We start from the raw sequence: 8,837 nt of genomic DNA on the forward strand, positions 1-8,837 counted from the left end.
CAGACGGCGTTCGGGCGCGCCCTCGGCCCGTCGGCCCGGCTGGCGGTTACGGGCGCCACGGGATGGCTGGGGACGGCCATGGTCGAGATGGCGACACGGGCGGGCCTGACACCGGACAACGGTCGGCTGAGAGCCTTCGCGTCCAGGCCGGGCCGAATGTCGCTCGAGGACGGGACGACGGTGGGGCTGGAGGCGCTGGCCGGCGCCGCGCCGCTGGCGGGCGGCGACTGGGTGGTGGCCCATTTCGCCGCACTCGGCAAGGATCGGACGGCCGATCTTCCGGTCACGGACTATGTGGCGCAGAGCGAGGCGTTGCACAACGTGGCGCTGCGCCTGATCGCGGGCGCCGACCGGCCGCGACTGATCTTTGCATCTTCGGGCGCGGTGTATGGCCCCAACGGTCGGCCTCCGGCGCTGGCGGACGAGCCCTATGGCCATATGAAGGGCCTGCAGGAGGCCGCGCTCGCCGACTGGTGCGAAGAGAATAGCGCGCCGCTAACGATATGCCGGGTTTTCAACGTCGGCGGGCCGTACGGCAACAAGCTGGAGCTCTATGCGCTGTCGTCCCTGATCCGGGCGGCATTGGCCGGCGGCGACATCTCGATCCGGGCCCGGGGGGCTGTCCTGCGGTCGTACGTCCATGTCGAGGAGTTGATGGCGGTGCTGGTCGGCCGGGCGCGGTCCGCATGGGCCGGGGCCTCGAAGCCGTTCGACAGCGGCGGCGTCGAGGTCGTCGAGATCGGTGATCTGGCCGCCATGGTGTGCGCCCAGCTGGGAGTGGATCCGGCGCGTATCGTCCGGCAGCGGGATCCCGGGGCGCCGGTCAGCCGGTACGCCGGCGACGGGGCCGACTATCAGGCTGCGGTCGGCGAGCTCGGGCTGACGCCCATCGGGCTGGAGGCGATTGTTTCGGACTCGATCGCCAGCCTCTCGGGACGCAGCGTCCGCTGAAGGATCAGGCCGGCGAAGCCGAACTGGATCAGCAGGACCAGTCCGGGCCGGACGAACTGGCCGAGAGCCACGCCGACGGACGGCAGGACCTCGCGCCCGCTCAGCCAGGACTCCATCGGCAGCTGGGGAATGTCGAACAGGGAATAGTCGCCGACGATGCTGAGCGCATAGGCGCAGACCAGCATCATGATCCGGGTCGGCCCCTTCCACGGCTCCATGAAGACGAAGAAGAGCATGAAGATCTGGGCGTAGGCGCTGGGCTGGGAACTGCTCAGGATCATGGCGCAGATGGCACCGTTCATCCATTGCATCGGCACGGCCGCGCGTTTGATCCATGCCGCGCAGACGGCGACCACCACACCGATCTGTCCGAACAGCGTCAGCAGGGGCAGGGCGAGGGTGAGGGCCTCGACCGGCCGTGATCCCACATAGTCCATGACCGGGAAGTCGGAGTTCATGAAGCGCACGAGCGGCGCATAGGAGGTCGCATAGTAGAGGTCTGACCAGGCCGAGCCCGTCTGCAGGGCCGCGAGCTCGCCCGTGTGCCGTGCGATCTCCATAGGGGTCCCGCCGCCGATGATGACGAGCGTGACCAGATAGACCGCAAGGGTCGCGATGCCGGCCCCCTCGAACCAGCGCCAGCGCCGGCGGACGAGGAAGGGGATGAGGGTCAGGACCAGATAGGGTTTGAAATTGATGGCGAACGCCTGGGCCAGCCAGCGCGCGCGGGCCGACTTCAGCAGCCGGCTGTGGCCAAGGATGAAGGCGGTGAAACAGGGAATGATCAGATTGCCGCGCTCGAGACCGAACAGCATCGGCATGCCGACGACCAGCACCACGGTGCGAAGGAGGGCCGTGCGGGGATCGATGGAGCGGAAATGCCGGTACAGGAGGACTGCGTTCAGCAGGTAGAATCCGACCAGCGACATCTGGCCCCAACGATCGCAGTCGCGGCCCGCGAACGGGTCGCTGACGTAGCAGGCGCTGGTGCTGAAGACTTTGAGGAAGACGAACGACAGCGGCGGATAGACCGACCGCCAGACTTCGTAGGCTCCCGAATTGTGCGCCCAGTACGCCGGATTGTGCCAGTCCATCAGGGTGTCGGACACGACCCAGAAGAACGGCTGCGGCAGGAGCCCGTCCTGGCTCAACCGCCATCCGGCCCAGACGACGCTGCCGACGACGACGAGGGCGAGAAGGACCTCGAAACCGAAGCTCCAGTGCCGGCCGGTCGTCGGGGTCTTCGGGCTCATCTGCCGGTCGACCTTGGCAGGAAGACGAGGAATTTCAGCACAACAAAATTGACCACGGCGACGAACACGATCGACAGGAAGCCGGCGAGATAGTCGGACTCCAGCACGCGGTTCAGCCCTGCGAGGGTGGCCAGACTCAGGGCGTAGTTGACGGCATAGGCGGCGATATAGGGGATCACGGCGGCGCGGGAGTCGCGGAAGACGTGCCGGCGGAACATGAAATAGTTGAAGGTCATGCCGAGCCCGTGGGCGATGATCTGGGCGGCGAACAGATTGATCCCGACGAACAGGAGCAGAGCGTAGACCCCGTAGCCGAACGCGGCGTTCAGCGCGCCGATGCGGACATAGGCCCAGAACTGGTCAAGGCGCCGAAGCCCGTCCCGCCATGATGGGGCCGCGCTACGGATCGGATCGATCCTGGAAATTGACCCGCGCCTTTTCGACCACCAGCGGCGTGTTGCGGCCACGCTCGGCGATGAGCCGGATCTGCTCACCCATGAGGCCGAGGAAGATGAAGGTGGCAAAGGCGCAAAGCTCGATCAGGAGCGCGATCAGCCAGAGTCCGACGACCTCGCCGGTGAACGTGGCCCACAGGAGGCCGAGCAGCGTCAGCCCCGCCAGACCGAGCATCACCGCGGCGGCATGGAAGGGCAGGCGCAGGAGGTTCCGTGACGAACTGGCCAGACCTGACAGGGCGAAGCTGAACAGGGTGGCGAAATTGTTCTTGGACCGCCCGGCGGCGCGAAGCGGCCGGTCGTAGGGGATGATCTCGATCGGAAAGCCGCTCTCGACCAGCATGCCGCGGAAGAAGGGCTCGGGTTCGTTCCATTGCGCCAGGGTGTCGACGACGCGCCGGTCATAGATGCCGAACCCGGTCGCGCCGGGAATGACCTGATAGTCCGCGAACTGGCCGAGGAAGCCATAGGCGAGTTTGCGCGCCACACCGAGACCCACCGATGTCTTCTCGCTGGCCCGGACACCGAGGACGATGGCGGCGCCCTCGCGCCAGCGGGTGACGAAGCGGCCTATCAGGGCCGGGGGATCCTGGAAGTCGGCGCACATGGCGATCACGCCGCGCCCGCTCGTCTGATAGATGCCGTGGGTCGGCGACCGCATCTGGCCGTAGTTGCGATTGTTGGCGATCAGCTTGATCCGGGGATCGTCAGCGCACAGGGCCATGATCCGCTCGACTGTCGCGTCGGTCGAGGCGTTGTCGATGAAGATGATCTCGTAGTCGGCGTTCAGCGCCGCCAGTTCGGCCGCGACCGCCCCGGCGATGGCGGCCGCGTTTTCCTCTTCGTTGAAGCAGGGGATGACCACCGAAACCTCGGGGATGCCCCGCTTCGGCGCAGCGGCCGCCCGGGTCATCGCGGATCCTGCGGGTCCGACCGGCGGGGACGGCGCGCCAGTCCGGTCATCGGCGCATAGATTTCTGTGAAGGCGGCGGCCAGCAGGACCAGCAGCAGCAGGGCGATACCGGACATGTTGAACTGCCGGTCCGGATCGACGTGCGGCCGTTCGATGATCTGGACGGTCGTCTCGGCGGACAGGGCCTCGACGCTCACCTCTTCGAAGAAGCGGCGATAGACGAGGACGATGGTCTCCGCGAACTGCTGCTCCCGGAAGAGACGGACATATTCGGCGGTCTGCGACGACAGGGCGAGGGCGTTCTCGCCGTTGCTCGCCTGGTCCGCCTCGGCCCGCTGGCGGCGTAGCGCCGCGAGCTCGCTGACCAGCGTACGGACGCGCATGCTGTTGTCCGTCTGGAACCGGCGGGCCGTTTCGATCTCGACTTCCTTGCCGCGGATCTGGGCGTCGAGCGTGAGGCGGGTGCTCACGGCCGCGCCGAGTTCGGCTTCGGGCGAGGGCAGGTTGTTCTGGACACGGAAGGCGTTCAGGTCGCGTTCGGCGGCTTCCAGGGCGGTATTGGCCTCTTCGAGCCGGGCGGTCACGATCGCGCGTTTGGTCCGGACCTGCTCCTGGCCCAGCCCGGCCAGCCGGGTCTGGATGGCCGCACTGAAGCCCTCGACGAGGCGTTGGGCGAACACCGGGTCAGTGTCCCGTGCGGTCACTTCCAGCACGCCGCCGGTCAGAAGCTGGATATCGACCTTCTTGCCGAGCTTGCGTTCGGCCGCGGCCTTGTCGGCGCTGTTCCAGAGATCGACCAGCTCAAGTCGCTCCACCACATCCTGCTGGACGTCGTGGCTGCGGCCAATGACCAGATAGTTGGTCTTCTGCGCGCCGAGCACGGCCGCGAAATTCTGGACGCCGCCGCCGCCGAGGGCGGAGATCAGGGCGCCCGCGCCGCTGTTGCTGCCCTGCGGCAGGAGTTTCACCCGCGCGACATGGGGGCGGGGGAAGAGGCAGAGCAGCACGGCCACCACGGCCACGGCGGCGTAGAGGACGCGGCGCCGGGTGTGGCTTTGGGCGGTTCGGACCGCCTCGGCTTTCCAGGATGCGGGTATCATTCGGTCAGGACTTTCAGGCCGACGGCGCCGAGCGAGACCTGGTAGATGGCCGTCGCGACCTCGATCACGCGATCCAGCAGGCTGTTTCCGCGGGTCTGCACGGGCACGAAGATGATGTCCCCGGGCATGGCGTATTCATCGAGAACATTGCCGCGACCGCGTTGCTGTTGCGAGACAACCGATCCGTTCGCACGCACCACAAACAGGCCGGACCGGTCGGCGATCCGCGTCGGTCCTCCGGCCTTGGCGAGATAGTGGCCGATCCGGTCGCCGGCGCTTTCTGCGAAGGAGCCCGGCTGGAACACGGCACCGAACACGCCGACGGTGACGGGGCGCGGCGGGATCAGGACGCGGTCGTTGTTCTCGAGAAGCAGGGCCATCGGCAGGCCCTCTCCGCCGGGTTCGACATCCAGGATGATCCGGCCGTCCGGACGCCGGGTCTTCAGCTGTTCGATGATCGCGAGGGCGAAGCCCTGGTCTTCCTGGGCGTCCTCTGCGGAGCGGGTTCTCCGGTTGGTGATCGGCGCGGCGGCCAGCGAAAGCTCGAGGCTGGCGATGGCCTGGGCGAAGCCTTCCTCCTGCTGGATCCGGATCGAATCGCGCAGGACGCGCGTGCCGTACAGATAGGCGCGCGGCGTGAAGGCTCCGGCTTGGGCGATCAGATCGGCCATGGTCGAGCCCGGACGGAGATAGTAGTTGCCGGGCCGCTCGACCTCACCCTCGATCGTCACCAGAACCGCCTGCCGCTCAAGCGGCTGTGTGAGGCCGACGGCGGGAAGTACCCGGATGATCCCCCCTGCCTCGGGAGCCGTCGTCAGGGCTTCGGCCCAGGCGAGGCTTTGCCAGCCGGACTGGTTGATGTTCGAGACATTGGCGACGAGCAAACGATCCTGATCCGCCACGGAACTGGGCCCGCCGGCGTATCGCAGAAGGTCGTCGAGGCTTTCACCCGGCGCCGTTTCGAAGATGCCGCGGTTGTTGACGCTGCCGGTGATGGCGACCTGATCGCGCACCGGACCGATGAAGATGACGTCCTCATTCTGCAGGACGACATCGCTGCTCTTGTCGCCGTTCAGAAGCAGGTCATAGAGGTCGAGGGTCGCAATCGTCCGGCCGTTCCGCTGGAGCGAAATACTGCGGAAGCTGCCGGATGCGTTCGGCCCACCCGCGGCGAGAACCGCGTTCACGACCGTCGACAGGCTGGACACAGTGTAGGCGCCGGGGCTTGCAACGAAGCCGGTGACATAGACGCGCAGGCCCCGCAGTTCGCCGACCGAGACCGACACGTTGAACTCGCGGAATTCGCGTCCCACGGCGCCTCGCAGAACGCCTTCGAGATCGCCATAACGGACGCCGCCGACGTTGACCGCGCCGATCCGGGGAACGAAGATTCGGCCGTTGCTGTCGACGGTCAGCTGCAGTGCACCCTCGACGGAACCCGTCAGGCCGAGGGAGACCGTATCGCCGGGGTTGATCCGGTAGTCGGGTGGAACCGTTGCATTGGTCGATGGCGCGAAGGCGCGGGTGTCGCCTACGAGGGTCGAGCCGAAGCGGGGAAGCGGATAGCCCAACACGGCGGCGACGAAACGTTCGAATTCTCCCGGCTGGGCCGGGGGTCTCTGGCGGGGCCGGACGCGGTCAGCCTCAGGCGCGCGCCGGTCATCGGTGGGCTGTGCGGTCCGGTCCGACTCGATCACCACGGGTCCGACGGGTTCCGGCTCCACCGGCGCATTGAACCAGGCGTCCCAGTCCTCGTCAGGGGAAGATTGCGCGTCCCGGGAAGGCGGATTTCCGCCCATCATGTCGCCCAGCGGATCCTGGGCGGCGACCGGCGTCGAGAACCCGATCAAGGTTCCCAGCAAGGCCAGAAGCAGGCCGTGAGCGAAAAACCCGTTCCGCTTCCGCGAACCGGCGGCCGGCCCGGAACCGCGCCGGCCTCCAGGGGTGCGATCAGGCAAGGACATTACGCATCTCGTTTTCGAAGGGCAGCCAGACCGCGCCACTTTCAATCCGGCGGGTCAAGTCGGGATTGGCGAGGAACGATCGGCCCCACGTAACCATATCCAGCCGGCCGTCGCGAACTTCTGCTTCGGCGTCTTCCTGGCTGAGGGACGCCCCTCCCAGAATAACCCCGTCCCACCGTGGTCGAACGGACCTGACGATCCGGCCCGAGGTGGCGAAATAGTCGGCGTTGGCGCAGCTGATATCCAGGATCCGCAGGCCCCGGTTCCACATCTCGGGGATCAGATAATCCAGCATCTCATCAAGGTCCGGCCAGTCGTACAGGCCGCCCATCCAACGGGACGGCGAAATCCGCGCCATGACACGGTTTGGCTCGACCTCGGCGAACACTCGATCCAGCAGTTCCAGGACGAACCGGCACCGATTTTCGACCGAGCCGCCATAGCGGTCGGTCCGGTCATTGACTCGCGCGTCAAGAAACTGGTCCGCCAGATAGCCGTGGCCGAGGTGCAGCTCCACGGCGTCGAATCCGACGGAAAGGGCGCGGTGGGCGGCATCGACGAAATAGCCGTAGACCTCGGGCATCTCTTCGGCCGTCAGCGCGCGGGGTTCACCATAAGGTTTGTCGTTCTGGCGGTTGATCCCTTCCGCCGCGCGCGTGGTCGAGCTGACGGGCGCATGTCCGTCGGTGAAATCGGAATGCGAGATCCGGCCGCAGTGCCAGAGCTGGCAGGCGATCTTCGCGCCCGCGTCATGGACCGCGTCGACCACGGGACGCCAGCTGTCCGCCTGTTTCGTCGTGGCGATCCGGGGGACGTCCATGTAGCCGTCGGCGGTCGGATGGATCACTACCCCCTCGGTCAGGATCAGCCCCACGCCGCCCTCGGCGCGGCGCCGATAGTATGCGGCGATCTCCGGCGTGGCGCAGTGATCGGAATCGGCGAAGCCGCGCGTCATGGCGGACATGACCGTGCGGTTGCGGGCCCCAAGGAATGGGGAGGCGAGCGGCGTCAGCAGAGGGGACATCAGACTCCGGGGCGATACTGGTCGAAATGGGGATGGGTCAGATAGGCGTGGAGGGTCGCGCGCCAGTCACGCTGCAGGTCGCGACCCTCACAACGCAGACGTTCGCACGACAGGACGGCCCTGTCAGGTCGCCTTTCGGGACCCGTCTCCTCCCGGGCCACGAGGGCGGATGCGACAGGCTCGACCCGCAGTCGCTCTGCCCATCCCAGCGCCGCGACGATTTCGGCCGCTACTTCGTGAAAGGCCGCCTCGCCATGGGACGCCATCTGATAGGCGCCGGCAGCGTCCAGATGCATCAGATGAAGGGCGTTCTCCGCCAGATCTTTCGTCCACGTCGGCTGCCAGACGCGATCTCCGACCGGAAAGACCGCGTCGCCCCGCGTCATCGCCCGATGCATGACCGGTATTATCCGCCCCACGAAATTCTTGTCGATTGGACCGCCTCCGAAGAACCCGGCCATGCGGATCACCAAGGGGTCGTCGAGCGTCTCGAGAACGACGGCCTCCGCGTCCAGCTTCAGAGCACCGTACAGCGACAGCGGATCCGGCGGCGTGGTCTCATCAATCAGGCCGTCGCCGCCGCCATAGATCAGGAACGACTGGGGGAACAAAAGACGGGCGCCCGAGGCCTTCGCCAGGGCCGCGACGTTCCGGGTTCCGTCGACGATCACGGCTCGGGCCGTCGCGGGATCGGCCGCGCAGCCCTTCACATCCACCATGGCCGCGCAGTGAACGATCCACCCGCCGGCCGCGCGATCGGCGCACTTCATCACCGCCGCTTCGTCGCGCACATCAAGTTCGGCGTGCGACAAGGCATGCGGGACGAACCGGGGGCTGATCCCGGCGGCTTCGGCGAAGGCCGTGCCGAGCATGCCGCCGCCGCCCGTCACAAGCATCGGGATCCTGCGCAAGACTTCCTCCCCCGGTGCGACCGCCGCGCCAGACGTCTAGCAAACGGCTGGACCCCAAGGAACACTGTCGGTCCCCCGCTCAAGGCAAAGCCGCCGGCCCCTCTTTCGGGAGACGGCGGCTCTGCAGTGCTGACCTGCCGGCCTTCGGCCTGCTTGAGGCCGAGTGCCGGCCCACGGCATTCCGGGGTTAGCGGAAGTTGATGCCGATGGTGGCGCGACGGTTGAGCGGCTCACGCACGCCGTCGGCGGTGGCGCGGGCCAGGGCG

General features: G+C 67.1%; 8 protein-coding genes. 1 reads left to right on the forward strand and 7 read right to left on the reverse strand.

All coding sequences use genetic code 11. The annotated features are described in order from the left end of the window. Positions 1–39: 39 nt before the first annotated feature. The gene (locus tag B3E43_RS09205; RefSeq protein ID WP_292028721.1) at positions 40–951 is read left to right on the forward strand and encodes an NAD-dependent epimerase/dehydratase family protein; all 912 of its coding nucleotides are present in this window, start codon (positions 40–42) and stop codon (positions 949–951) included. On the opposite strand, the gene B3E43_RS09210 is transcribed toward B3E43_RS09205, so the two are convergent. Genes B3E43_RS09210 through B3E43_RS09240 form a run of 7 tightly spaced genes read right to left on the reverse strand, consistent with a single transcriptional unit; the run spans position 855 to position 8,571 of the window. Further along, on the reverse strand, positions 855–2,204 hold the full coding sequence (locus B3E43_RS09210) for a hypothetical protein (RefSeq protein WP_292028702.1): 1,350 nt from the start codon (positions 2,202–2,204) through the stop codon (positions 855–857). The two genes, B3E43_RS09205 and B3E43_RS09210, sit on opposite strands and share 97 nt — an antisense overlap. Beyond that, positions 2,201–2,671: a GtrA family protein gene (locus B3E43_RS09215; protein WP_292028704.1), complete on the reverse strand. Its 471-nt coding sequence runs from the start codon at positions 2,669–2,671 to the stop codon at positions 2,201–2,203. The genes B3E43_RS09210 and B3E43_RS09215 overlap by 4 nt, the downstream gene beginning before the upstream one ends. Beyond that, positions 2,604–3,572 (reverse strand): glycosyltransferase family 2 protein, encoded by a 969-nt coding sequence (locus tag B3E43_RS09220; RefSeq protein ID WP_292028707.1) that lies wholly within the window; start codon positions 3,570–3,572, stop codon positions 2,604–2,606. Before B3E43_RS09220 ends, B3E43_RS09215 begins: the two co-directional genes overlap by 68 nt. Next, the gene (locus tag B3E43_RS09225; protein ID WP_292028710.1) at positions 3,569–4,672 is read right to left on the reverse strand and encodes a hypothetical protein; all 1,104 of its coding nucleotides are present in this window, start codon (positions 4,670–4,672) and stop codon (positions 3,569–3,571) included. The genes B3E43_RS09220 and B3E43_RS09225 overlap by 4 nt, the downstream gene beginning before the upstream one ends. Continuing rightward, positions 4,669–6,636 (reverse strand): SLBB domain-containing protein, encoded by a 1,968-nt coding sequence (locus B3E43_RS09230; protein ID WP_292028712.1) that lies wholly within the window; start codon positions 6,634–6,636, stop codon positions 4,669–4,671. Before B3E43_RS09230 ends, B3E43_RS09225 begins: the two co-directional genes overlap by 4 nt. Further along, positions 6,623–7,660, reverse strand: coding sequence for a hypothetical protein (locus B3E43_RS09235; RefSeq protein ID WP_292028715.1), 1,038 nt, complete (start codon positions 7,658–7,660; stop codon positions 6,623–6,625). The genes B3E43_RS09230 and B3E43_RS09235 overlap by 14 nt, the downstream gene beginning before the upstream one ends. Next, a complete protein-coding gene (locus tag B3E43_RS09240) occupies positions 7,660–8,571 on the reverse strand; it encodes an SDR family oxidoreductase (RefSeq protein ID WP_292028716.1) in 912 nt (303 codons plus the stop codon). The genes B3E43_RS09235 and B3E43_RS09240 overlap by 1 nt, the downstream gene beginning before the upstream one ends. Positions 8,572–8,837: the final 266 nt, after the last annotated feature.

The sequence above is a fragment of the Brevundimonas sp. UBA2416 genome, assembly GCF_002343105.1.
Classification (GTDB): Bacteria; Pseudomonadota; Alphaproteobacteria; order Caulobacterales; family Caulobacteraceae; genus Brevundimonas.

Excerpts from the sequence above, each read along its gene's own strand:
- B3E43_RS09220 (WP_292028707.1), bottom strand. The coding sequence starts at position 3,572 with ATGACCCGGGCGGCCGCTGCGCCGAAGCGGGGCATCCCCGAGGTTTCG.
- B3E43_RS09235 (WP_292028715.1), bottom strand. The coding sequence starts at position 7,660 with ATGTCCCCTCTGCTGACGCCGCTCGCCTCCCCATTCCTTGGGGCCCGC.
- B3E43_RS09210 (WP_292028702.1), bottom strand. The coding sequence starts at position 2,204 with ATGAGCCCGAAGACCCCGACGACCGGCCGGCACTGGAGCTTCGGTTTC.
- B3E43_RS09230 (WP_292028712.1), bottom strand. The coding sequence starts at position 6,636 with ATGTCCTTGCCTGATCGCACCCCTGGAGGCCGGCGCGGTTCCGGGCCG.
- B3E43_RS09225 (WP_292028710.1), bottom strand. The coding sequence starts at position 4,672 with ATGATACCCGCATCCTGGAAAGCCGAGGCGGTCCGAACCGCCCAAAGC.